20 protein-coding genes and 1 other RNA gene are annotated in these 21699 nt (G+C 62.3%); 10 read left to right on the forward strand and 11 right to left on the reverse strand.

The annotated features are described in order from the left end of the window. Positions 1-7: 7 nt before the first annotated feature. From QUV21_RS08295 to QUV21_RS08320, 6 genes are all read right to left on the reverse strand, one after another. On the reverse strand, positions 8-757 hold the full coding sequence (locus QUV21_RS08295; protein WP_366907734.1) for a sugar phosphate isomerase/epimerase: 750 nt from the start codon (positions 755-757) through the stop codon (positions 8-10). Between the two features lie 15 nt (positions 758-772). After that, on the reverse strand, positions 773-3148 hold the full coding sequence (locus tag QUV21_RS08300; RefSeq protein ID WP_300854187.1) for a glycoside hydrolase family 2 protein: 2376 nt from the start codon (positions 3146-3148) through the stop codon (positions 773-775). A gap of 2 nt (positions 3149-3150) precedes the next feature. Next, positions 3151-4230 (reverse strand): sn-glycerol-3-phosphate ABC transporter ATP-binding protein UgpC, encoded by a 1080-nt coding sequence (gene ugpC, locus QUV21_RS08305; protein WP_300854188.1) that lies wholly within the window; start codon positions 4228-4230, stop codon positions 3151-3153. 4 nt (positions 4231-4234) lie between these two features. Next, positions 4235-5149: a carbohydrate ABC transporter permease gene (locus QUV21_RS08310; protein WP_300854189.1), complete on the reverse strand. Its 915-nt coding sequence runs from the start codon at positions 5147-5149 to the stop codon at positions 4235-4237. After that, positions 5142-6032, reverse strand: a complete 891-nt coding sequence (locus QUV21_RS08315) for a sugar ABC transporter permease (RefSeq protein ID WP_300854190.1) — start codon at positions 6030-6032, stop codon at positions 5142-5144. Before QUV21_RS08315 ends, QUV21_RS08310 begins: the two co-directional genes overlap by 8 nt. A 71-nt stretch (positions 6033-6103) precedes the next feature. Beyond that, complete coding sequence (locus QUV21_RS08320; protein WP_300854191.1) at positions 6104-7327, reverse strand: ABC transporter substrate-binding protein; 1224 nt, start codon at positions 7325-7327, stop codon at positions 6104-6106. 108 nt (positions 7328-7435) lie between these two features. On the opposite strand from QUV21_RS08320, the gene QUV21_RS08325 reads away from it, so the two are divergent. From QUV21_RS08325 to QUV21_RS08340, 4 genes are all read left to right on the forward strand, one after another. Continuing rightward, the gene (locus QUV21_RS08325; RefSeq protein ID WP_300854192.1) at positions 7436-7621 is read left to right on the forward strand and encodes a hypothetical protein; all 186 of its coding nucleotides are present in this window, start codon (positions 7436-7438) and stop codon (positions 7619-7621) included. Positions 7622-7639: 18 nt separating this feature from the next. Next, positions 7640-8710, forward strand: coding sequence for a LacI family DNA-binding transcriptional regulator (locus tag QUV21_RS08330; RefSeq protein ID WP_300854193.1), 1071 nt, complete (start codon positions 7640-7642; stop codon positions 8708-8710). Next, a complete protein-coding gene (locus tag QUV21_RS08335; protein ID WP_300854194.1) occupies positions 8707-9762 on the forward strand; it encodes a sugar phosphate isomerase/epimerase in 1056 nt (351 codons plus the stop codon). Before QUV21_RS08330 ends, QUV21_RS08335 begins: the two co-directional genes overlap by 4 nt. A gap of 63 nt (positions 9763-9825) precedes the next feature. Then, complete coding sequence (locus tag QUV21_RS08340; protein ID WP_300854195.1) at positions 9826-10995, forward strand: Gfo/Idh/MocA family oxidoreductase; 1170 nt, start codon at positions 9826-9828, stop codon at positions 10993-10995. A gap of 102 nt (positions 10996-11097) precedes the next feature. Here the strand turns inward: QUV21_RS08340 and QUV21_RS08345 are convergent, their stop codons facing one another. The 5 genes from QUV21_RS08345 to QUV21_RS08365 form a co-directional block, all read right to left on the reverse strand. Beyond that, the gene (locus QUV21_RS08345) at positions 11098-12015 is read right to left on the reverse strand and encodes an NUDIX domain-containing protein (RefSeq protein ID WP_300854196.1); all 918 of its coding nucleotides are present in this window, start codon (positions 12013-12015) and stop codon (positions 11098-11100) included. Further along, positions 11993-12445: a TrgA family protein gene (locus QUV21_RS08350; RefSeq protein WP_300854197.1), complete on the reverse strand. Its 453-nt coding sequence runs from the start codon at positions 12443-12445 to the stop codon at positions 11993-11995. The genes QUV21_RS08345 and QUV21_RS08350 overlap by 23 nt, the downstream gene beginning before the upstream one ends. 10 nt (positions 12446-12455) lie before the next feature. Further along, on the reverse strand, positions 12456-13670 hold the full coding sequence (locus QUV21_RS08355) for a cyclopropane-fatty-acyl-phospholipid synthase family protein (protein ID WP_300854882.1): 1215 nt from the start codon (positions 13668-13670) through the stop codon (positions 12456-12458). Between the two features lie 58 nt (positions 13671-13728). Continuing rightward, positions 13729-15141, reverse strand: coding sequence for a deoxyribodipyrimidine photo-lyase (locus tag QUV21_RS08360; RefSeq protein ID WP_300854199.1), 1413 nt, complete (start codon positions 15139-15141; stop codon positions 13729-13731). A gap of 194 nt (positions 15142-15335) precedes the next feature. Beyond that, a complete protein-coding gene (locus QUV21_RS08365; protein WP_300854200.1) occupies positions 15336-16562 on the reverse strand; it encodes an aminotransferase class V-fold PLP-dependent enzyme in 1227 nt (408 codons plus the stop codon). A gap of 314 nt (positions 16563-16876) precedes the next feature. On the opposite strand from QUV21_RS08365, the gene QUV21_RS08370 reads away from it, so the two are divergent. The 6 genes from QUV21_RS08370 (at position 16877) to QUV21_RS08395 (ending at position 21698) form a co-directional block, all read left to right on the forward strand. Further along, complete coding sequence (locus QUV21_RS08370; RefSeq protein WP_300854201.1) at positions 16877-17929, forward strand: extracellular solute-binding protein; 1053 nt, start codon at positions 16877-16879, stop codon at positions 17927-17929. A gap of 155 nt (positions 17930-18084) precedes the next feature. Then, positions 18085-18440: a transfer-messenger RNA gene (ssrA, locus tag QUV21_RS08375) on the forward strand. Between the two features lie 48 nt (positions 18441-18488). Then, positions 18489-19139, forward strand: coding sequence for a DUF1194 domain-containing protein (locus QUV21_RS08380; protein ID WP_300854202.1), 651 nt, complete (start codon positions 18489-18491; stop codon positions 19137-19139). Positions 19140-19253: 114 nt separating this feature from the next. Beyond that, positions 19254-19886: a chromate resistance protein ChrB domain-containing protein gene (locus QUV21_RS08385; protein ID WP_300854203.1), complete on the forward strand. Its 633-nt coding sequence runs from the start codon at positions 19254-19256 to the stop codon at positions 19884-19886. After that, on the forward strand, positions 19883-21139 hold the full coding sequence (gene chrA / locus QUV21_RS08390) for a chromate efflux transporter (RefSeq protein ID WP_300854204.1): 1257 nt from the start codon (positions 19883-19885) through the stop codon (positions 21137-21139). Before QUV21_RS08385 ends, chrA begins: the two co-directional genes overlap by 4 nt. Before the next feature lie 97 nt (positions 21140-21236). Then, the gene (locus QUV21_RS08395) at positions 21237-21698 is read left to right on the forward strand and encodes a ClpXP protease specificity-enhancing factor SspB (protein WP_300854205.1); all 462 of its coding nucleotides are present in this window, start codon (positions 21237-21239) and stop codon (positions 21696-21698) included. Position 21699: the final 1 nt, after the last annotated feature.

The following is a 21699-nucleotide window of genomic DNA, read 5'->3' on the forward strand; positions in this document are numbered from 1 at the left end:
CTTTTCCTCAGAATGCTTTCGCCGCAGCGATCGACCGCGTGGCGAAGCGCGCGTGATCCTTCGGGTTGTCGTGTTCCATGACGAAATGCCTGACGCCAATGCCCCGCAGCGCCGCCATGATCGCGGGCCAGTCCACAGTGCCGTGGCCGACATCGGCCCAGCCATCCTCATCAGCGTTCTCACCAGCAGGCGCGATGTCCTTCACATGCGCCGCGGTGATCCGGTCCTTGTAGCGCTCGATCCAGGTCAAGGGGTCAGCCCCGCCTCGGATCACCCAGGCTACGTCCATCTCCCATTCCAGCCCCGGCCCGCCCTCGAAGATGCGGTCCTGCGGCAGCGAGCCGTCTGCCAGCAGTTTGAATTCGAAATCATGGTTGTGCCAGCCGAACCCGTAGCCGGCAGCCTTGTAGGGTGCGCCTGCCGCCTGTAGCCGGGCGCCAAAGGCCACCCAGCCCGCCGCATCAGTCGGACGGTCTTCGGGCAGGACATAGGGGCAGAAAAGCCGCTCCATATTCAAGGACTTCGCGATGGACAGCACCTTGTCCACATCGGTTTCCAACTGGCCAAGCCCGAAATGCCCGGTCGGCATGGTCAGACCGGTCGCCGCAAGCCCCGCTTTGGTCGCCTCGACCGCCGCGTCGTCTGCGTAAAGCGCGCCATAGCCTTCAACGGCGCTATAGCCGGCCTTGGCCAGCATCTGGAATGTCGCGTCCATCGGCGGGAAATTCCGCGAGGAATAGAGTTGATAGCTGAACATGCGCATGGCCTTTCGTCAGCCGCCATAGGTGGCGGAATGGAGATCTCGGAAGGTGAAGCCCGGCGTGGCCGAAGCATCATCTGGGGTGAAGGTGATCGTGGCCGGATGGCCGGGCAGCAGGGACACGGCGTTGGTCGAAAAGCGGCCGGATACTTCAGACTCCACTGTAACAAACGGAGCGAGTGCGTTGACTGAAATGGTTATTTTCCAGATACTGACATCCAGATATACCTCGGCCTTCAGGCCCGAGGGCAACAGGTCATAGGCCTTCCAAGGCTTTGGCGCGTGGACATCCCCGCCCTCGGCATCGCCTGTCCAGATTACAGCCAGCACCTCATCCGGCCCAAGCGCATCCCGCGCAACTGTCAGCACAGGCACCGCTGCATCCGTGGGCAGCGTGACCGCAGCCTCGGCCAGCATCCGTGTGGTGCCGTCCATCGCCGCCGCACGCGCCGTGACTGTAACGCGCACCGCTTCCGGCCCGTCGTTTATTCCCCTGAGCGCGAACCCCTCCGCACTGGGAACAGCGACCACCGTCACCGGCGCGAAGAACCGCTGCGCCATGTGATGCAGCAGCTTCCAGTTCCCGCCATGGTCCAGGCCGGACCAGGAACAGACCGGCCATGTGTCATTCAACTGCCAGTAAAGCGTGCCTTGGCAATGCGGCTTCAGGCTGCGCCAATGGGTGACGGCCGTCTTGATCGCCAGCCCCTGCTGGACCTGCGACAAGTAAACGAAGTTCGGGAAATCCACCGGAAAGCGGAAATAGCGGAACATCGTCTCGGCGATCCGGGCATTGCCGCCGCCGTTCTTCTGGTGGCTTTCCATCACCGGGGCGGCGATGTTGAAATCCTCTGGCGCGGCAAATTTGCGGATGGTCTGCATCGACGGATAGGACTGAAAGCCGAACTCCGAACAGAAGCGGGGGCTGACGTCGCGGTAGTGGTCAAAATCCCGCCCCTCGTGCCAGACGGACCAGAAATGCATGTCGCCGCTGCTGTCATCATGCCAGGCATCGCCAAAGGCCAGTGGCCCAGGCGAAGGCGAGGATGGCCACCAGTTCGCCCCGGGCAGAACCGAGTGCAAGGCGGCCTCGATCGTCCGGTTCAGCCGGTCATAGTTCACAAGGTAGCGATCACGATCCTTGCGCGATTCAGGGAACCAGGTCAGCGCCCCGATCAGCTCGTTGTCACCACACCAGACCGCCATGCAGGCATGATGGCTGATCCGGGCGACGACATCGCGCACCTCGGCATCCACTTCGGCCAGAAATTCGGGCGTCGAGGGGTAAAGATGACAGGCGAACATGAAATCCTGCCAGACCATCAGACCCAACTCGTCGCAGAGGTCATAGAACCAGTCAGGCTCATACCGCCCGCCGCCCCAGACGCGGATCATGTTCATGTTGGCGTCGCGCGCCGATTGCAGCAGCCCGCGCACGCCGTCCTGCGTGATCCGGCCATGCAACGCATCGGCCGGAATCCAGTTGGCCCCGCGCGCAAAGACCGCCCGGCCGTTCACCTGCACGCCAAAGGACCGCCCCGCCGCGTCGGGTTCGCTGACCAGCCGCATGTCCCGCAGGCCGATCTTGCGGGTGGCGCTGACCCCCGCGCCCGTCACTGTCAAGGCATGCAACACCTGCGCGCCAAGGCCAGACGGCCACCACAGCACCGGGTCGGCAATCATCAGGGTCATCCGCGCCACGCCCGCCCGCACCGGCGCAGTCTGGGTCACACCGCAAAGCGTTGCGGTCACCTCGGCCAGCCCGTCGGCATGGATGGCCAGCGTCACCTCGGCCTCACCCGCCCGGTGGGCTTGCGTGATGATGATGTCGCCGATTCGGGGGCCATGAGGTTCCAGCTGGATGACGCCCCAAAGGCCGAACACGCCAAGGGCAATATTCCAGTCCCAGCCGAAATCGCATTGCTGCTTGCGCAGCATGTTGGCATGGGGAATGGGGCCGTTCACCTGCTGATAGGGGATGTAGAACGGCATCGCTGCCTGCCGTGCCGCCGCCTCGCGGACGGGCGATCGGAACAGGATTTCGATCTCATTGTCGCCCCTGTGCAGGGCGGCCGCCACATCCACCCGCCAGCGCCGATGCGCGTTGGCCGCTGACAGGACCAAGACCCCGTTCAGCCGCACCTCGGCCACGGTGTCCAGCCCGTCGATCACCAGATCGGCAGCACTTCCGTCATGGGCAAAACTCCGCCGCGCCACCCAGTCGCGTTCGGAAACCCAACGCACGTCATATTCGTTCCGGCCCCAGTATGGGTCAGGGATCACCCCCGCCCGGTGCAGCGCGGTGATCCCGTCGCCGGGCAGATCGAACGGCACGACATAGGCGCCGCTTTCATCCGAAAGCGTCCAGCCCCCCGCCAGATCGAGCATTTTCAGATCCTCTGTTCCGTCTTGTTGTCAAACAGCGAGGCCTTGGCGATATCAAGGCCAAGGTGAACCTTCGTCCCGGCAGGCAGGCGCCCTTCGACCGGCACCCGCACGCAAAGCTCCTTTGTACCGGCTTTCAGCCACAAAAGGCTGTCGGCACCCAGGTGCTCGTCAATCTCCACTACAGCCGGGATCGACGGACCAGCGGGGGCGTCATGCGACACTGTGATATGTTCGGGACGAACGCCGAGGATCGCCTGATCCCGCTCCAGCACCGCGCCGCCGTCGTAACCGGCAAGATCGATCTTGTGGTCGCCAAAGTGGAAGGCCTTCCCGCCATCCACCGTCTTGCCGTGCAGAAAGTTCATCGACGGGCTGCCGATGAATCCCGCGACAAAGAGGTTCGACGGTTTGTTGTAGATGGTCTGCGGGTCTGAAAGCTGCTGGATCACCCCGCCCTTCATCACCGCGATCCGGTCAGCCAGGGTCAGCGCCTCGATCTGGTCATGGGTGACATAAACCATGGTGTTGTTCAGCTTGGAATGGAGCCGCTTGATTTCTACCCGCAGTTCGCTGCGCAGCTTGGCATCAAGGTTGGACAGGGGTTCGTCGAACAGAAACACATCCACATCCCTGACCAGCGCCCGACCGATCGCCACCCGTTGCCGCTGCCCGCCTGACAAGGCACCGGGCTTGCGGTCAAGGAGCGGCCCGATCTGAAGGATTTCCGACGCCCGCGCGACGCGGCGGTCAATCTCGTCCTTCGGCATGCGCTGGTTTTTCAGGCCGAAGGACAGGTTCCCCCGCACCGTCATTTGCGGATAAAGCGCGTAAGACTGGAACACCATCCCGATCCCGCGTGCGCTGGGTTCGGACCAGGTGACGTTCTTGCCCTTGATCCAGATCTGCCCCTCGGTGATGTCCAAAAGCCCCGCAAGACAGTTCAAGAGCGTTGATTTCCCGCAGCCTGATGGCCCCAGAAGCACGACGAATTCGCCTTCCTGAACATCGATGTTCATGTTCTTCAGAACCGAGACGGAACCGAAATTCAGCGTGAGATCCTTGACTTCGATGGATTTGGTCATGCGTTCAGCCTTTCACGGCACCAGCGGCGATACCGCGGACGAAGAGTTTGCCAGAGATGAAGTAGACAACCAGCGGCACCAGCCCGGTCAGAAGGGTCGCGGCCATGTTGACGTTGTATTCCTTCACGCCCTGGACCGAGTTGACGATATTGTTCAGCTGAACGGTCATCGGGTAAAGCTCGGGCTTGGTGTAGACGACGCCGAACAGGAAATCGTTCCAGATCCCCGTGACTTGCAGGATCAGCGCCACCACGAAGATCGGCAGGCTCATCGGCAGCATGATGCGGAAGTAGATGCCCCAGAACCCGGCCCCGTCCACCCTTGCGGCCTTGAACAGCTCTTCCGGAATGGAACTGAAGTAGTTGCGGAAGAGTAGCGTCAGGATCGGCATGCCGAAGATCGTATGCACCAGCACCAGCCCCCAGAGCGTGCCGTATATCCCCATTTCACGCAGCAGGATGACGATGGGATAAAGCATCACCTGATAGGGGATGAACGACCCGAAGATCAGGATGGTGAAGAATACGTCCGACCCCTTGAACCGCCAGTTCACCAGCGCATAGCCATTCACGCTGGCCACCACGATAGACAGGATCACCGAGGGGATCAGGATCTGGACCGAATTCCAGAAACCCCGGCTCAGCCCGTCACAGTTCAGGCCGGTGCAGGCCTCGGACCAGGCCTTGACCCAGGGCTGGAAGGTGATCTCCACCGGCGGGGCGAAGATGTTGCCCAGCCGGACCTCGGGCATGCCCTTGACGCTGGTCATCACCATGACCCACAGCGGCAGGATGTAGTAAAGGCAGACAACGATCAGGATGCCGTAAAGCATGATGTTGCGGCCCGACAGGATGCGCCGGGGCTTGGTCCCGCTTGGCACCACTGCGGACTTGGTCATGGGAAGGGCGGTGTCAGCCATGCTTCTTGCCTCCGAATTCCAGATAGGCCCAGGGGATGAGGACGATCAGCACGCTGAGCAGCATCATGGTGGAGGCGGCAAAGCCCTGCCCCAGGTTCTGCGCCTGGAACATGTAGTCATAGACATACATCGCCGGCACCTGAGAGGCGTTGCCCCCCGGCCCACCCGAGGTCTGGGCGACCACAAGGTCATAAAGCTTGATGATACCGGCCGCGACGATCACCAGCGTGGTGATGAACACCGGCCGCATCATCGGCACGATCACAACCAGATAGGTTTTCCATGTCGCGATTCCGTCAACCCGGGCCGCTTTCCAGATATCCTCGTCAATCCCGCGCAGGCCGGCCAGCATCAGGCACATCACGAAGCCGGTGCCTTGCCAGAGGCCGGCGATCAGCAGACCGTAAAGAACGGTTTGGGGGTTGTTCAGCGGGTCAAAGGAGAAACTCTCCCAACCCCAGCCGCGCACGATCCCCTCGATCCCGAACTGCGGGTTCAAAATCCATTGCCACACCAGCCCCGTCACGATGAAGGACAGGGCAAAGGGGTAAAGCATGATGGTGCGGAAGGTGTCTTCGTAGCGGATCTTCTGGTCCATCAACACCGCCAGCAAGAAGCCGACACTTATTGTGAAGACCAGCGACAGCACGCCGAAGAACATCAGGTTCTCGATCGAGACCATCCAGCGGCTGTTTGACCAGAGCCGCTCGTACTGATCAAAGCCCACCCAGCGCAGCCGGGGCAACAGCTTTGAATCGGTGAACGAATAGACCACCGTCCAGATCGTGCCGCCGACGAAGACCACCAGCGTGGTCAGAACCATCGGTATCGCTGCGATCTTTGCGTTAAGGTTGCGCAACAGGCGCTTTGGCTGCCCGGACATCCGTTCCCCCCGGCTATACAGTGCAGAAAAGGGGCCGCCCAAATCTCGGGCGGCCCCCACTTTCAGTAGCTTCAGAGTCCGGTTTTCAGGATCTCCACCCATTTGGTATGGGCATCCTCGGCGGGCATGTCGGACTTCCAGAACTCGACCATCAGGTCTTCGGCCTGCTTCACGACATCCGGGCTCCAGACCATGTCGCCGGTGGGCAGAAGGTTGCCCGACGCAAGGATCTCAAGGCCCTTCTTCATGCAGTCGTTGGCGGCCGCCAGATCGATGTCACCCCGGATCGGCAGCGAGCCCTTCTTGAGGTTGAAGGCCACCTGGACTTCGGGGCTGACCAGTTGTGCGGCCAGACGCTTCTGAGCAGCTTCGATTTCCGGATCATCGTTCTTGGGGAAGTAGAAAGCATCCCCACCCGTGGACAGATAGGCGTTCAGGCCAAGGCCCGGCAGGCAAGTATAGTCGGTGCCGGCAACCTGCTCGGCCACCTGGAATTCACCCTGCGCCCAGTCGCCCATGATCTGGCCGCCGGCTTCACCGGTGATCACCAGGTTGGTCGCCTGATTCCAGTCCTGCACGGTCGACTTGGCGGCAAGCTTGCGCGCCTCGGCTGCCGCTGCAAAGACCTTTGCAAACTCTGGCCCTGCCGCCACGTCCATGTTCTTGTCGACGTTCACGGCTTTCCAGTTGTCAATGCCCGAAACCGCGATCTGCATCGCGCCGAAGGCAAGGTTCGACTGCCAGGGCTGGTTGCCCAGTGCCAGCGGGATCTTGCCTGCCGCTTCCAGTGCCGGAGCACTGGCCACGAACTCATCCCAGTTGGCCGGAACAGGAATACCCGCATCGGCATAGGCCTTGTTCGACAGCCACAGCCACTCGGGCGAGTGGATGTTGACCGGGGCGCAGAAGATCTTTCCGTCCACGGTGCAGGCTTCCAGAAGGCTTTGCGGGAAGATCACTTCCTTCCAGTTGTTTGCCTCGGCCACGTCGGTCAGATCAAGCATCAGCCCGGCTTCGACCAGTTCCAGCGCCTGTTGGCCGTGGTTGAACTGGGTAGCGCCCATCGGGTCACCGCCGGTGATGCGCGAAATCATGATCGGACGCGCCGTGCCGCCGCCACCGGCGATTGCTCCGTCAACCCACTTGTCACCCGCTGCGTCAAACGCCTTTGCAAGCTCGGCTACCGCCGCGGCTTCGCCGCCAGAGGTCCACCAATGGGTGACTTCAAGTTCAGTCGCCATGGCCGGCATGGCCACCGATGCGCAAAGCACGGCCGTCAGTTTTGTCAGTTTCATCCGTTCCTCCCGGTTTCTAAATCGTTATAGTTCATTCCTATAACGTTATAGTTTTTCCAATCAACATATCTTTTCACTTGTCGGCCGCCCAAGCAAAAGATTTGATCCATGGATGAAACCGCGCGATTCCGCGTGCTGAACAAGGTAAGACCTGTCCGATGCTGCATTGCCGAAACACCGCAGAGAGAGTTGCAGGACAAGCAATTTTTGCTGACCTGGGCAGCGGACTTTCTGCAAGGGCAAAAGGACTCGGCAGCGGCGAATCAGTCATCCGGATTCGCCGCGCTTGCCTGATGGACAAAGGAGAAGGCCATGACGATGCCGCCTGATCCCGCCCCGCTGCTGCTTCCTGATTCGGAGCCCGCGCGCCCGACCCTGAAGACTATCGCCGCCGCCACCGGGCTTGCCATTGCCACGGTCAGCCGCGCCCTGAAGGATGCCCCCGACATCGGCGAGGAAACCAAGCGCCGGGTGCGCGAAACCGCCGCCCAGCTTGGATATCGGCCAAACCGGGCCGGCGTGCGCCTGCGCACAGGCAAGACCAATGTGATTGCCTTGGTCCTGTCCACCGAATCCGATGTGATGAACCACACCTCGCGGCTGATCTACTCCATTGCAAACGCGCTGCGCGGCACCGCCTACCACATGGTTGTCATGCCCTTCTTCCCCGATCAGGATCCGATGGAGCCGATCCGCTACATCGTCGAAACCGAAAGTGCCGACGGGGTGATCCTGAACCAGACCAAGCCTGACGATCCGCGCATCCGCTACATGAAGGAACGCGGATTTCCCTTCGCCACCCACGGCCGCACCGACATGGGGATCGACCACCCTTATTTCGACTTCGACAACGAGGCCTTCGCCCGCCTTGCCGTGCGCACACTGGCGCAGCGCGGGCGCAAGCGGCTGTTCCTGATAGCGCCGCCCCGGTCGCATCTTTACGCCCGCCACATGACCTGGGGCTTCTCTGATGAGGCTGCGCTTCTTGGCCTGCCGTTCGAACTGGCCGACAAGGTCACCTCTGACAGTGGCGGAGAAGCGATCGATGATGCCGTCGCCGCCCGCTTTGCGCAGCCAAACCCGCCGGACGGCTTTGTCGTCGGCTCGACCACAGCCGCGATGTCGTCGATCGCGGGGGCAGAAAGCACCGGGCGCGTTCTGGGACGCGATTTCGACGTAGTCGCAAAAGAGGCCATCGCAGTCTTGCGACGCTTCCGGCGGGAGACCATCATCATCAAGGAAGATGTCGGCCGCGCCGGTGAATTTCTTGCGCGTGCGCTGGTTGCCGAAATCGAAAAGCGCGATCCGGAACAAAGGCAAGGTCTTGAGCATCCGGGCAAGGTGGACTTGGGCGATGCGCCCGATCAGGGAGGAAAGACATGAAGACGATCAAAGGCCCGGCCCTGTTTCTGGCGCAATTTGCCGGTGATGCAGCGCCATTCAATTCCTGGAAATCCATCACCGAATGGGCCGCCGACTGCGGCTATGCCGGCGTGCAGGTTCCATCATGGGACGGGCGCCTCTTCGATCTGGAAAAGGCTGCAACATCAAAGGACTATTGCGACGAGTTCAAGGGAGTTGCGAAGAATGCCGGGCTGGAGGTGACAGAACTTTCCACCCACCTGCAAGGCCAGCTTGTCGCGGTTCACCCGGCCTATGACACCGCCTTTGACGGCTTTGCCGCCCCATCCGTCCGCGGCAACCCGAAAGCGCGGCAGGAATGGGCAGTCGATCAGGTCAGGAAGGCGCTGACCGCCTCGAAGAATCTTGGCCTTTCGGCCCATGCCACTTTCTCGGGGGCGCTGGCATGGCCCTATCTCTATCCCTGGCCTCAGCGCCCGGCCGGTCTTGTGGAAGAGGCCTTTGACGAACTGGCCCGCCGCTGGCTGCCGATCCTGAACCACGCCGAGGACTGCGGCATTGACATCTGCTACGAGATCCACCCGGGCGAAGATCTGCATGACGGGATCAGCTATGAGATGTTCCTTGACCGCGTAAAAGGCCACAGCCGGGCCAACATGCTTTACGACCCCAGTCATTATGTCCTTCAACACCTTGATTATCTTGATCATATCGACATCTACCACGACCGGATAAAGATGTTCCATGTCAAGGACGCCGAACTGAACCCCACCGGGCGACAGGGTGTCTACGGCGGCTTCCAGTCATGGGTCAACCGCGCCGGCCGCTTTCGCAGCCTGGGCGACGGGCAAGTCGATTTTGGCGGCATCTTCTCCAAACTCACACAATACGGCTTTGACGGCTGGGCGGTTGTCGAATGGGAATGTTGCCTGAAGCACCCTGAAGACGGCGCCCGCGAAGGGGCCTATTTCGTCAACGCCCACATCATCCGGGTGACCGAGAAGGCCTTCGACGATTTCGCCGACGCAGGGACTGACCGGGCCGCCAACCGCCGCATGCTTGGACTGGACTGACCATGTCGGAGCGGGGGGCCAGCCCCCCGCACCCCCCGGGATATTTTCGCAGAGAGGAAGCCCATGCCCATTGACGCCGCACATACCGCCCGCGCGCCCCGTCTTCGTCTTGGCATGGTTGGTGGCGGACGTGATGCCTTCATTGGCGCCGTCCACCGTATTGCTGCCCGGATAGATGACCAATATGAGCTGGTTGCAGGCTGTTTCTCATCCAATGCGGACAAGGCGCTCGCCTCTGCCGCCGATCTCGGGGTAGCCCGTGCCTATACAAGTTTCGCAGACATGGCCGTGCGCGAAGCCCGGCGCAAGGACGGTATCGACGCCGTCGCAATCGTCACCCCGAATCACATGCATGCCCCGGTGGCGATGCAGTTCCTGCGCCGTGGGATCCATGTGATCTGCGACAAACCCCTGACCGCAACCCTGCCCGAAGCAAAGAAGCTCGCCAAGGCGGCAGCGGCATCGGGCGTCGTCTTTGCGCTGACGCACAACTACACCGGCTATCCGATGATCCGGCAGATGAAGGCGATGATCGCCGCCGGAGATTTGGGCGACCTTCGCGTGGTGCAGGTCGAATACGCCCAGGACTGGCTGACGGAAGCCCTGGAAGGTTCGGGCCAGAAACAGGCCGACTGGCGCACTGATCCGGCGCGGTCAGGCGCAGGCGGCTCCACCGGCGACATTGGCACCCATGCCTTCAACCTTGCGAATTTCGTCTCTGGCCTGACACTCGACACTCTGGCCGCCGACCTCACCGCCTTCGTCCCCGGCCGCCGCGTCGATGACAACGCCCATGTGATGCTGCGCTACAAGGGCGGGGCCAAGGGCATGCTCTGGTGCAGCCAGGTGGCCCCCGGCAATGAGAACTGCCTCCGCCTGCGGGTCTACGGCACCAAAGGCGGGCTTGAATGGGCGCAGGAAGACCCGAACTACCTTTGGTTCACGCCTTTCGGCCAGTCCAAGCGACTCATCACCCGAGGCGGTGCGGGCTCCGGCCCCGAGGCGGCGCGTGTCAGCCGCATACCGCCCGGCCACCCCGAGGGTTACCTCGAAGGATTCGCCAACATCTACACCGAAGCCGCACGCGCGATACGCGCCGCCAAGACGGGCGAGGCCGCGCCGGACGGCACCATTTTCCCGGGTCTCAAGGAAGGTCTTGAAGGCGTTGCCTTTGTCGATGCCTGCGTGCGGTCTTCGTCCCGAAATGGTGCATGGGTCAGTCTGAACCTCTGAGAGGCATCAACCAGACCGAAACTTGCGCCTGCTCTTTTGACAAATACTCCACGGAAGGCCCGCAGGGTGTGAAACCCTCCGGGGCCAGTCACAAACGCTGAATCAGCGCAGTCGCCCCCGCTCACGCTGCAACCAGAGCGCGGTTAGCAAAAGCGGCGCATTGGCGATCTCGCCGCACTCGACCGCCGTCATGAAGGCCGTGAACGAAAGCAGATGGCCGCGGATATCTTCGGCTTCCTCGACCTCGCCGAAGACACCTGCCACGCCATCCGGCAGGTCGCACAACCCGACATAGGAATAGATGTATTCCGTCATTGCGCCGGGACTGGGGTAGTATTCCCCCACCTTCAGCAGTTGGCCAAGCACCAGCCCCGCCTCCTCCACCGCTTCGCGTCTGGCGCAATCTTCGGGGCTTTCGCCGGGGTCGATCCGGCCGGCAACCGCCTCCAGCTGCCAAGGCAGCGGATCACCGCGGCCGAGCGGGCCAGTCCGCATCTGTTCGATCAACAGCACCCGGTCGCGCACCGGATCATAGGGCAACACCGTTACGGCATCCCCCGAGACAAACACTTCACGCGTGATCTGTTCGCTCATCGTTCCGTCAAACCGGCGGTGGCAGAGTTCCACGACCTCCAGACCGAAAAACCCGGCATGGGTCTGACGCAGGCTGGTGACTGAAACCTCACCGCTGGCGACCCGCAGGCCCCGTGCTGCGGCTTCAGCCCCGCGCAACCGGCTTGCCGCCGCAACGCGAAGCGAACCCAGCCGCTGACGCACCACCTCTGGCGCAACCTGGCCCATTGCCGTCATTACCAGTTCGGCAAGTGCAACATTCTCGGCGTCGGCAGGCCCTAGATCATAAACGGCAAGGCCGTCGACCGTGACAGGAACAATCCCCATGACCGACGCATAAAATCCAAGCCGCCCCGGTGCTTCAACAGGTCCAAGGACCGCACGCAACAAGGCCGGGTCGCCGATCGCCCGAAGTTTCACCACCTCAACGCCAGCGACGATTCGCATTCTCGGTCAGAATTCCCGCGATGGCCCCGCCGATGACCATCACGCCGATCACCGGGCCGGACCACAGCCCGACAGACCGCTGCATCATCCGCTTGAATACATCGATGATCGCCTCGAACGGACCGTCATACCGCATCCGCACCGATTGTTGCAGCATCTCGTAGATCGCGAAAAACAAAAGCCAGAAGAAAACCAGCACCACCACCGTCTTCCAGCCGGAACCGACCGCCTCCACATAGCCTTTGCCGACCGAATTTCCCATCACCTTCCAGCCGACCAACCCACCAAGAAGCGCCGTGAACTCACGGAAATTGCCCACGGACTGCGCTTCGGGCATGTTTGGAACATAGGCATTGGCGGTCAGCCAAGCCAGAACGGCAAAGGTGATTGCGGCCATGGCCTTGGCGCCGGTCGGCATTGTGGTTGCCATCAAGAAGTCCTCAGGTCGGACGCGTCACCGTGATCTGCGTCACGTCACAGTTTCCTCCCTGAAACGCGCCCGCGCAAGAGGCGAGGTAAAAATCCCACATCCGCTTGAACCGGTCATCAAATCCAAGTTTCTTCACTTCGCCCCAACGCTCGGTGAAACTCTCGTGCCAGCGCCGAAGGGTCAGGCTGTAGCTTTGCCCGAACTCGATCGAGCCCTTGACGCGCAGCCCTGCCCGCTCCACCTCTGCGCGCAGCACTGATGGCGCTGGCAACATGCCGCCCGGAAAGATGTATTTCTGAATGAAATCAACACCCCGCCGATAGACTGGCCAGCGGTCTTCAGCCACAGTGATGATCTGCAAGGTAGCGTGGCAGCCAGGGTTAAGCCTGTCGCGCAAGGTGTTGAAATAGGTCGGCCAGTAACGTTCGCCTACGGCCTCGAACATCTCGATGCTGGCAATGCCGTCATAGACGCCACGTTCGTCGCGGTAATCCTGCAACTTGATCGAAACGCGATCCGACAGCCCAGCCTTGGCGATGCGATCCACCGCGAAATCATACTGAGCCTGGCTGATGGTCAGGCCAGTCACCTTCAGACCGCGTTCCTTGGCGGCATATTCGGCAAAGCCGCCCCAGCCGCAGCCGATTTCAAGCACGTGATCCCCCGGCTGGGCGTTCATCTGGTCTACCATGCTGGCATATTTGCGCCGCTGCGCCGCTTCCAGACTTTCCTGACCGCTTTCAAAGAGTGCCGAGGAATAGGTCATCGTCTCATCCAGCCACAACTGGTAGAAGTCATTTCCCAGGTCGTAGTGATAGGAAATGTTCTTCTTCGCCTGCGACTTGGAGTTCGATTGCAGCCAAAAGCGCATCCGCTCATAGGCGCGGACCAGTCCCAACCCCGGATAGCTGTCGCCAAGCGGGTTGTTGGCCGGGCGCTGGATCAGGTCCAGAAAGGCTTGCAGGTCCGGAGTAGACCACCAGCCATCCAGATAGGCGTCGCAAAAGCCAAGATCGCCCTCGCGGATCAGCCGGGCAAAAAGGTCAGGGTTATGCACCTCGATTTCGGCGGCCAGCCCCGGCGCAGCCCCGTCGATCCGGAACCGGCGGCCATCGGGCAGGACAAAGTCCAGACGTCCTTCGCCCAGTCGCCGGGCCACATCAAAGGCCTTGGCGAAATAGCGCGGCAGGCTGGCCTGGCCCTTTACTGTCGTCAGAACGTCCATCGCCCCTCCCCAAGGGTTCTTCTCGTCAAGCATAGTTTCTCCAAACCGGACGCTATCCTCAAGCATTTCGTGAACTGTATGCTGCGAGGGCTCCGGCGCGCCCTTCGGCCAGATCAACCACCGGTGCCGGGTAGGGTCGCGCCGGGTCAAGACCCCAGGCCCGCGGTACCGCGTCAAAGAAGGCAAGCGCCTCCGGCCCAGGCGACCGGGACAGCTCGGCAATGAAACGGCGGCGGTAATCGCCCCGGGCGTCAAACTTCTCGGCCTGACCGGCAGGATTGAAGACCCGAAAGAAAGGCGAGGCGTCTGGCCCCGATCCCGCAACCCATTGCCAGCCCATCGCATTGGCCGCCGGATCCCAGTCGGTCAGGCATTCGGCAAACCAGGCCTGCCCCACGCGCCAGTCGGTCAGGAGATGCTTCGTCAGATAGCTGCCTGCGATCATCCGCGCCCGGTTGTGCATCGTGCCGGTAACATACATCTCGCGCATCGCGGCATCGACAAAGGGCTCGCCTGTCATCCCTTGCCGCCAGCGTTCCGCGTCCGGATTGTCGCCGCGCCATGGAAAGGCGTCCCAATCCGGTTTCCAGTTGGCATAGGTGATCTGTGGCGTGTGATGCATCAGATGATAGGCAAACTCGCGCCAGGCCAGTTCCCGCAGGAATGCTTCCGCCCCCGCCCGCCCGGCCTCCCGCGCCTGCAACCCCGCATGCCAGACCTCGCGGATGCCGATCTCGCCATAGGTCAGGTTCTCCGACAGGCGCGACGTGCCATCCACCCCAGGAAGATCGCGCGCCGAAGCATAGTCATCCACCGGCCCGGCCAGAAACGCTGCCAGTTTCGCCCGAGCCGCAGCCTCGCCCACGGCCTGATGCCGGGCCACCACCGCGGCTCCCCGGTTCATCGCCGCCCCAAGGCGCCAGTCCTCCAGCCGCTCGCTGACAGGCCATACCACAGGCCCCACCGCCCGCAGCGGAGCCGCCTCGGGTGCCGCGACGCCCCGGTCCCGCACGCTGCGCCAATAGGGAGTGAAGACCCTGTAGAACCCACCCTGCCCGGTCTGAACTTCCCAAGGCTCATGCATCAGATGACCGGCAAAGCTCCGCGCCTCGACGCCGACGGCCTTCAAGGCTGCCTTCACCGCGGTATCTCGCGCCACACTCGCAGGATCATAGAGCCTTGACCACCAGACCCCAGCGGCCCCGGTCTCGACCGCCAGAGCCTCCAGCACCGCCAACGCCGCACCCCTTCGCAGAACCAGCCGCAGCCCGATCCCCTCCAGCGCGCGGGCAAATTCCGCCACCGCAAGCCCCAGCCGCCATTTCGCCGCCGCCCCCAGCGCTTCGGTTTCCGGGTCAAGGACAAAGACAGGCACCAGCGCGCGCCCCGAGGCCACCGCTTCGGACAGCACAGGGTTATCGCCCAGCCGCAAATCGCGGCGGACCCAAAGGATCAACGGTCTGTCACCCATGCCCCAGCCTTCCCCAGTCCTAGACACTACGTCCGCCAATCAAGGGCGGATCACTCGTCATTGCTCTTTTTCCAAATATTCTCAGGGGGTTTGGGGGCAGAATGCCCCCATCAGCCGCAGCCGGTTGCGCGCCCCTTGGCGCGCAGAAGGCAAGACGGAAGCCTTGCGCGGAACGCGCTCGACCCTGCTTGACGTCAAAGCACCCGGTCCAGCGCCTCGATCAGCTGCGCCACCTCATCGGCACTGGTGTAATGGACAGCGCTCATCCGCAACACGCCCTTTTCCAGGTCGATCCCCAGCGCGGTCAGAGGCCGAACGGCGTAGAAATCTCCTGCCCAACAGGCAATCCCGTTGCGGCCAAGATCCTCGGATACCGGTTCGGCCGCCCGGTCCAGTTCCACCGCCACTGTCGGCGCACGCCGTTCCGCCTCGCGCGGGCCAAGCAGCCGCAGATCATTGCGCGCCGACAGGTAATCCAGAAGCGGCTGGATCACCGCCACCTCCTGCGCCCGCATCAGGTCATGGACACCCCGGTTCCTCGCGGCCGGGTCACCGGCGATCCCGTGATGTGCTGCCAAGGCATCGATATAATCGGCCATCCCCGCACAGGCGGCGATCTGGGCGTGGTCTGGCCCGGCCGGAGTATGCCGCTTGTAAAGGGTGCCGTGGTTGAAGAAGTGGCCCTGCCCTGGCAAGTCAAACCCGAATGCCTCGCGGATCACCATGATCCCCTGATGCGGCCCATAGGTTTTGTAGGCCGAAAAAAGATACACGTCACAGCCCAGCGCAGGAATGTCCGGGAAACCGTGCGGCGCGTAGCTGACTCCGTCCACCACTGTCCGCGCACCCGCGTCCTTTGCCATCGCACAGATTGCCGCCACATCGTTGATCTCGGCGATCACGTTGGAACAATGCGGAAAGCAGATCAGCTTCACCCGCCCATCCGCCAATAGTGCGGCCAGCGATGACAGTTCCAGCGCCCCCGTCTCGCGGTCGACCTGCCATTCGCGGACTTCGATCCCCTCCTCGGCCAGCCTGCGCCAGACCCCCGAGTTCGCCTCGTGGTCCTGATCGGTCACCACCACCGCGCCGCCCGAGCCTGCCAGCCATTTCCGCACGGCTTGCGCCAGCACATAAGTGTTTGCGCTGGTCGAGGGTCCGAATGACACCTCGTCCGGGACCACACCCATCATCGCCGACAACCGGTCGCGTGCCTCGTCCATCTCGGCGCCGCCGGCCTGAGCCCCCGGATAGGGGCCATAGGGCTGGACCTTGCGGTCGCGGTAGAAGCGGGTCAGCCGGTCTACCACCTGAATGCAAGGGTAGCTGCCACCGGCATTCTCGAAGAAGGCATGTGACGACAGAACGGGCGACGAAAAGGCCGGGAACTGGGTCCGGACAAATTTCAGGTCAAGCTGCATGGAAGACTCCTTTGTGCCATGGATGGACCGGCTGTCCGGCATGGTCAACTGCTGCGGCGGCCGATCTCGCGGCGTGGCAATCGCTCAGGAAAGCCATCAAACCACCCCGTCCCGGCAGAGGCATTTGCCTGACGTTGCGGCACTTGACCATTTTTGATCAAACTTCTCGCCCAAACCTGCAAATTTCTCTTGTCCTTTTCCACCATGCCGCCCAATTTTATCGGCAGCGTCGCGGGCTTCGGGTCCGCGACCCGACTAGGACCGACGTATCGCGGTTGGTTGATCAAGGGCCGCCGCAACACAAAGGAGCTTCCATGATCCGCACATCTATTGCCCTGACCGGCGCCGCTTCGGTGTTGGCCTTGACCTTCGCCGCCCATGCAGCCGACACGGAATTCACCGTGTTCGACTGGGCCGGCTGGGAAAACGAAGGCCTGATCGCCGACTACGCCGCCAAGCATGGCACCACGCCCACCTACGCCTTCTTCGGCGACGATGACGAAGCGTTCCAGAAGGTTTCGTCCGGCTTCAAGGCAGATGTCGCCCACCCATGCTCGCAGATGGTCAGCAAGTATCGCGAAGCTGATCTGATCGAGCCGTGGGATGTGTCGCGTATTCCCGAGTTCGCAAATATCAGTGCGGGCATGCTGGCGTCTCCGGTGTTCAAGGACGACGCAGGCGTCTGGTACATCCCGACCGACGGCGCCTACACGGCGATCGCCTACAACACCGAATCCGTCCCTGCCGAGGATGTCGCCAGCCTGAACGTGTTCAAGGATCCGAAATACGCGGGCCGCATCTCGCTGCCCGACAACACTGATGATGTCTGGGCGCTGGCATTGCTCGCAACCGGCGTGACCGACTGGACCACGACGACCGACGAACAGTTCGCCGCCGCCGCTGCATGGCTGCGCGAGGCGCATCCGAACGTGCGCGCCTATTGGTCCGACCCTTCGGAACTGTCGCAACTGATGGCAACCGGTGAGGTTCAGGTTGCGTGGTCGTGGAACGACGCTGTCACGATCATGCGCAGCGAAGGTATGCCGATCGGCTTTCAGCGTCAGGCGGCAGAAGGCGCTTCGGCATGGTTCTGCGGCTATGTGAACTTCAAGAACGCGCCGGGTTCGGAAGACAAGGCATATGACTTCATCAACTCGTGGCTGCGCCCGGAAGCGGCCGGCGTTGTGCTTGCGGACTTCGGATATTCGCACTCCAACGCGGCCGCTATGGCCACGATTCCCGAAGCTGACCTTGTCGCCGCCGATGTGAACCCGATCGACACCACGATCCTGTTCCAGACCCCGATCGCGACCGAGTTGCGTGACCGCATGTTGGAAGAGTTCGAACTGATCAAGTCGGGCTTCTGATCTCTGACATGACAAGATGGGGCGCCCGGATGTCTTTCCGGGCGCCCCGTTCTTTTTTGTCGAACCGCGTTGGACATGCGCGGCATCTGGCATGTGCGTTGGCTCGCACCCCCCGATGTCGGCAGCAGATCATCCCCGGGCGCCATTGAAGCCCCGCCCTTGCGCGCCCCGCTGCCCACCCCTATATTGCCCCTGTCGGGGGCAACTTCGACTATGGCGATAAACGCACCTGTAATAATCGGCTCGGACCCGGGGGCGGTACCCGGCGGCTCCACCAGACTTTCCCGTTCATTGCGGGCGTGTGGGGCCGAAATAGGATCGACGAACGACCAAAGAGGCCAGCTTTCGCTCGGTGAGGTACCACCGTTATCGGTCCAAGATCACAGTTGCCAATGACAACCGTGCTCCGATGGCGCTGGCCGCGTAAGCGGCTCGCAATATCAAACCTAAGTCCCTGCGCTTAGCCGCGTAGGGCGGGGTTCGCAGGTACCTGGCAACAGAAACCTGCACCTTCCCCAATTCTCTTGCCAGACCCGCCGTCCCGCCGCATCGTCAAGCGATGCTCCGCGCGTTTGGCATTGCTTGTCTGACCGCATGGCCAGCAATGGCCTGTGAAACTGCGCTTGTGCTGGCAATCGATGTTTCCGGCTCCATCGACAGCGGCGACTACCGATTGCAGGTCGAAGGTCTGTCAGAGGCCCTGTCCGATCCAGAAGTCATCGAGGCACTGGTTCGCGGCCAGGTCGCGGTTGCCGTGGTGCAATGGTCAGGCAGCACTCAGCAAGCCCTGTCCCTGTCCTGGCAGCGCATGCTTTCGGCCGAGGCCGTGGCGCTCTTTGCCACCAGAGCCGGCTCGATGCCGCGGGCCTTCAAGGGATCGGACACTGCCGTCGGCGAAGGCCTGCGCTTTGCCGCAGCCCAGTTCGATGCAGTGCCGGATTGCCGCCGGCGCGTGATCGACATCTCGGGTGACGGACAGGAAAACGCCGGCTTCACGGATGCACGGGCCAGGTCCGAAGCCGTGGCGGCCGGCATTGCGATCAATGCCATAGCCATCGAGGAACCCGGTCCGGGCATCCCGATAACCAGCTACTACCGCCGCTGGGTCATTACCCACGGGGGGTTTGTGATGACCGCTCGGGGCTTGCAGGACTATGCCGAAACGCTGCGACTCAAACTTCTGCGCGAGTTGGCTGATCCCATCGGCTAATCCACTTGACCGGAGCGCGCGCGCACAATAGCCCTTCACCATGGGGTCTGCGTCCACCCCGTGAGGCTCCGGCCCAAGCGTCGCATCCCTGTCCACTTGCCAAGGATGCACACCATGCCCGGTTTCGGCCAGATCACCCCCGCACAAGCAATGCGCCGGATCGGCATCCCCGATGCGCCACTGATCATCTACGTCCGCAGCGATGATGACCTTGCCGCCCTGCCCCGCGTTATCCCAACCACGCGGCGGGTGGCCCATACCGCCATTGCCACCCTTCCCGCCCCCGGCGCCCCTTGGGTCACCCGACACCGCCCCAAGATCGACCGGATCGCTTGCCCCTGGCTGATCCGTCGTTTCATCTCCCCCTCGGCCCGCTTTCTGTTCGTCGCCCCAACTGAAGTGGCCGAGGTTGCCGACCGATTCGGCGCCATTCCCTTCGACATCGAAGGCGTAGCCTTCAGCGACCGGGGTGACCAATGCACTTTTGACGCGCTGCTGGATGACTTCGGCCTGCACACCGATGCGCTGGACCGCATGGCCAATGTGATCCGCGCTGCCGACACCGACCGGCACGACCTTGCCCCGCAGGCGGCGGGTCTGCTGGCGCTTTCGGTCGGGCTGTCACGGATGTGTCACGATGATCTGACCCAGCTGTCCGCTGGCATCGCGCTTTACGACGCGCTCTATCGGTGGGCCCGCGACGGGCATGAAGAAGGCCATGATTGGCCCGAGGTACGCAAAGCATGACCCCGACCCTTTCCGAGTTGACACATGCCTTTGCCCGCATCGGCCTTCTGTCCTTTGGCGGCCCAGCGGCGCAGATTGCCCTGATGCACCGGGTGGTGCTGGATGAAAAACGCTGGTTGAGCGAGGCAGACTATCTGCGCGCCCTTTCGTTTTGCATGCTGCTTCCCGGGCCGGAGGCGATGCAGCTTGCCACCTGGATCGGCTGGCGGCTGCATGGCGTGAAGGGCGGGCTGATCGCGGGTGGGCTTTTCGTGCTGCCCGGCGCGGCCATAGTTTTGGTCCTTAGCCTGATCTATGCGGCAATTGGCGATGTGCCTCTGGTTGCCGCCTTGTTCACCGGGGTGCAGGCGGCCGTGATCGCCATCGTGATGGAAGCACTGGTCCGCGTCTCGAACCGGGCGTTGAAATCGCGTGAGGCCTATCTGATCGCCGTGGCCGCCTTCGCGGCGCTGTTCCTGTTCAAGCTTCCGTTTCCGCTGGTAATCCTGACGGCTGCCGTCTGGGGCTTTCTGCGCACCAGCGCAACCGCGCACGATCCCACCGCCCCCACGCCGCCTGCCGCCCTTGCCCGTTCAATGAGCGCCGCTGCTGTCTGGCTGGCGATCTGGCTTGTGCCGCTGGGCGCACTGATCCTGCTTCTGCCGGGGCGGTTGGCCGAGATCGGGATCTTCTTCTCCAAGCTGGCGATCCTGACCTTCGGCGGAGCCTACGCGGTGTTGGCCTGGATGGCTCAAGAGGTGGTCGACGACAAGGGCTGGCTGACGCTGCCGCAGATGATGGACGGTCTTGGCCTGGCCGAAACCACGCCCGGGCCGCTTATTCTGGTCAACGAGTTTGTAGGCTTTATGGCTGCAAATCAAGCGGGTGGCTGGTCATATGGCCTTTTTGGAGCTTTTATTGCAGTCTGGATGACCTTCATTCCATCCTTTTTGTTCATTTTCGCCGGCGCGCCATTCATCGACAGATTGACCCATATGCCCCGCATATCCGGCGCTTTGGCCGCGATAACGGCTGCGGTCGTCGGGGTGATCGCGAACCTGTCGCTCTGGTTTGCACTGAATGTCCTGTTCGCCAGCGTGCCGGATCTGACCCTTGGCCCCTTGCATCTGCTCTTGCCTGACCCGGCAAGCCTGCGGCCGCTGCCGACGGCAATTGCGCTTGGTGCCACCGTGGCGCTTCTTTGGTGGCGCTGGTCACTCTTTCGGGTTCTGGCAATTTCCGTCCTGGCATCGGCGCTGTCAGCGCTTGCCTGATTGGCGCCAGGGCCTGTCTGCGACTTTCCCACCCGCCACCCCTTCCCTTGCCCCCCGAATCCCTCCTATGGTGGGGTCTCTCAGGAAAGGTAACTGGATGGCGCGCTCCATCGATTACGGAACCCTCATGCATCGCGCCATGCGCGGTCTCATCCAGTCTGTTTTGGCTGACGTGGCACGCGATGGCCTGCCCGGCACGCACCACTTTTTCATCACCTTCGACACGACTTACCCCGGCGTCGAACTGGCCGACTGGCTGCGCGAACGCTATCCGACCGAAATGACCGTGGTCATCCAGCACTGGTTTGAAAACCTGACTGTGACTGACGACCACTTCACCGTTACCCTCAACTTCGGCAACAACCCCGAACCGATGCTCATCCCATTCGATGCGGTTCGCACCTTCGTGGATCCGTCTGTGGAATTCGGCCTGCGGTTTGAAACCCAGTCCGGGGAAGATGACGATGACGAAGAAGAAGTTGACATCGAAGTGGCCGAAGAAGAGCCGGTCCGTCAGGATGCTCAGGTCGTCTCCCTTGACCAGTTCCGCAAGGGCTGAC

Source organism: Tabrizicola sp., from assembly GCF_030373185.1.
In the GTDB taxonomy this organism is placed as follows: domain Bacteria; phylum Pseudomonadota; class Alphaproteobacteria; order Rhodobacterales; family Rhodobacteraceae; genus Tabrizicola.

Excerpts from the sequence above, each read along its gene's own strand:
- QUV21_RS08295 (WP_366907734.1), bottom strand. The coding sequence starts at position 757 with ATGTTCAGCTATCAACTCTATTCCTCGCGGAATTTCCCGCCGATGGAC.
- QUV21_RS08300 (WP_300854187.1), bottom strand. The coding sequence starts at position 3,148 with ATGCTCGATCTGGCGGGGGGCTGGACGCTTTCGGATGAAAGCGGCGCC.
- ugpC (WP_300854188.1), bottom strand. The coding sequence starts at position 4,230 with ATGACCAAATCCATCGAAGTCAAGGATCTCACGCTGAATTTCGGTTCC.
- QUV21_RS08310 (WP_300854189.1), bottom strand. The coding sequence starts at position 5,149 with ATGGCTGACACCGCCCTTCCCATGACCAAGTCCGCAGTGGTGCCAAGC.
- QUV21_RS08315 (WP_300854190.1), bottom strand. The coding sequence starts at position 6,032 with ATGTCCGGGCAGCCAAAGCGCCTGTTGCGCAACCTTAACGCAAAGATC.
- QUV21_RS08320 (WP_300854191.1), bottom strand. The coding sequence starts at position 7,327 with ATGAAACTGACAAAACTGACGGCCGTGCTTTGCGCATCGGTGGCCATG.
- QUV21_RS08325 (WP_300854192.1), top strand. The coding sequence starts at position 7,436 with ATGGATGAAACCGCGCGATTCCGCGTGCTGAACAAGGTAAGACCTGTC.
- QUV21_RS08330 (WP_300854193.1), top strand. The coding sequence starts at position 7,640 with ATGACGATGCCGCCTGATCCCGCCCCGCTGCTGCTTCCTGATTCGGAG.
- QUV21_RS08335 (WP_300854194.1), top strand. The coding sequence starts at position 8,707 with ATGAAGACGATCAAAGGCCCGGCCCTGTTTCTGGCGCAATTTGCCGGT.
- QUV21_RS08340 (WP_300854195.1), top strand. The coding sequence starts at position 9,826 with ATGCCCATTGACGCCGCACATACCGCCCGCGCGCCCCGTCTTCGTCTT.
- QUV21_RS08345 (WP_300854196.1), bottom strand. The coding sequence starts at position 12,015 with ATGCGAATCGTCGCTGGCGTTGAGGTGGTGAAACTTCGGGCGATCGGC.
- QUV21_RS08350 (WP_300854197.1), bottom strand. The coding sequence starts at position 12,445 with ATGGCAACCACAATGCCGACCGGCGCCAAGGCCATGGCCGCAATCACC.
- QUV21_RS08355 (WP_300854882.1), bottom strand. The coding sequence starts at position 13,670 with ATGGACGTTCTGACGACAGTAAAGGGCCAGGCCAGCCTGCCGCGCTAT.
- QUV21_RS08360 (WP_300854199.1), bottom strand. The coding sequence starts at position 15,141 with ATGGGTGACAGACCGTTGATCCTTTGGGTCCGCCGCGATTTGCGGCTG.
- QUV21_RS08365 (WP_300854200.1), bottom strand. The coding sequence starts at position 16,562 with ATGCAGCTTGACCTGAAATTTGTCCGGACCCAGTTCCCGGCCTTTTCG.
- QUV21_RS08370 (WP_300854201.1), top strand. The coding sequence starts at position 16,877 with ATGATCCGCACATCTATTGCCCTGACCGGCGCCGCTTCGGTGTTGGCC.
- QUV21_RS08380 (WP_300854202.1), top strand. The coding sequence starts at position 18,489 with ATGCTCCGCGCGTTTGGCATTGCTTGTCTGACCGCATGGCCAGCAATG.
- QUV21_RS08385 (WP_300854203.1), top strand. The coding sequence starts at position 19,254 with ATGCCCGGTTTCGGCCAGATCACCCCCGCACAAGCAATGCGCCGGATC.
- chrA (WP_300854204.1), top strand. The coding sequence starts at position 19,883 with ATGACCCCGACCCTTTCCGAGTTGACACATGCCTTTGCCCGCATCGGC.
- QUV21_RS08395 (WP_300854205.1), top strand. The coding sequence starts at position 21,237 with ATGGCGCGCTCCATCGATTACGGAACCCTCATGCATCGCGCCATGCGC.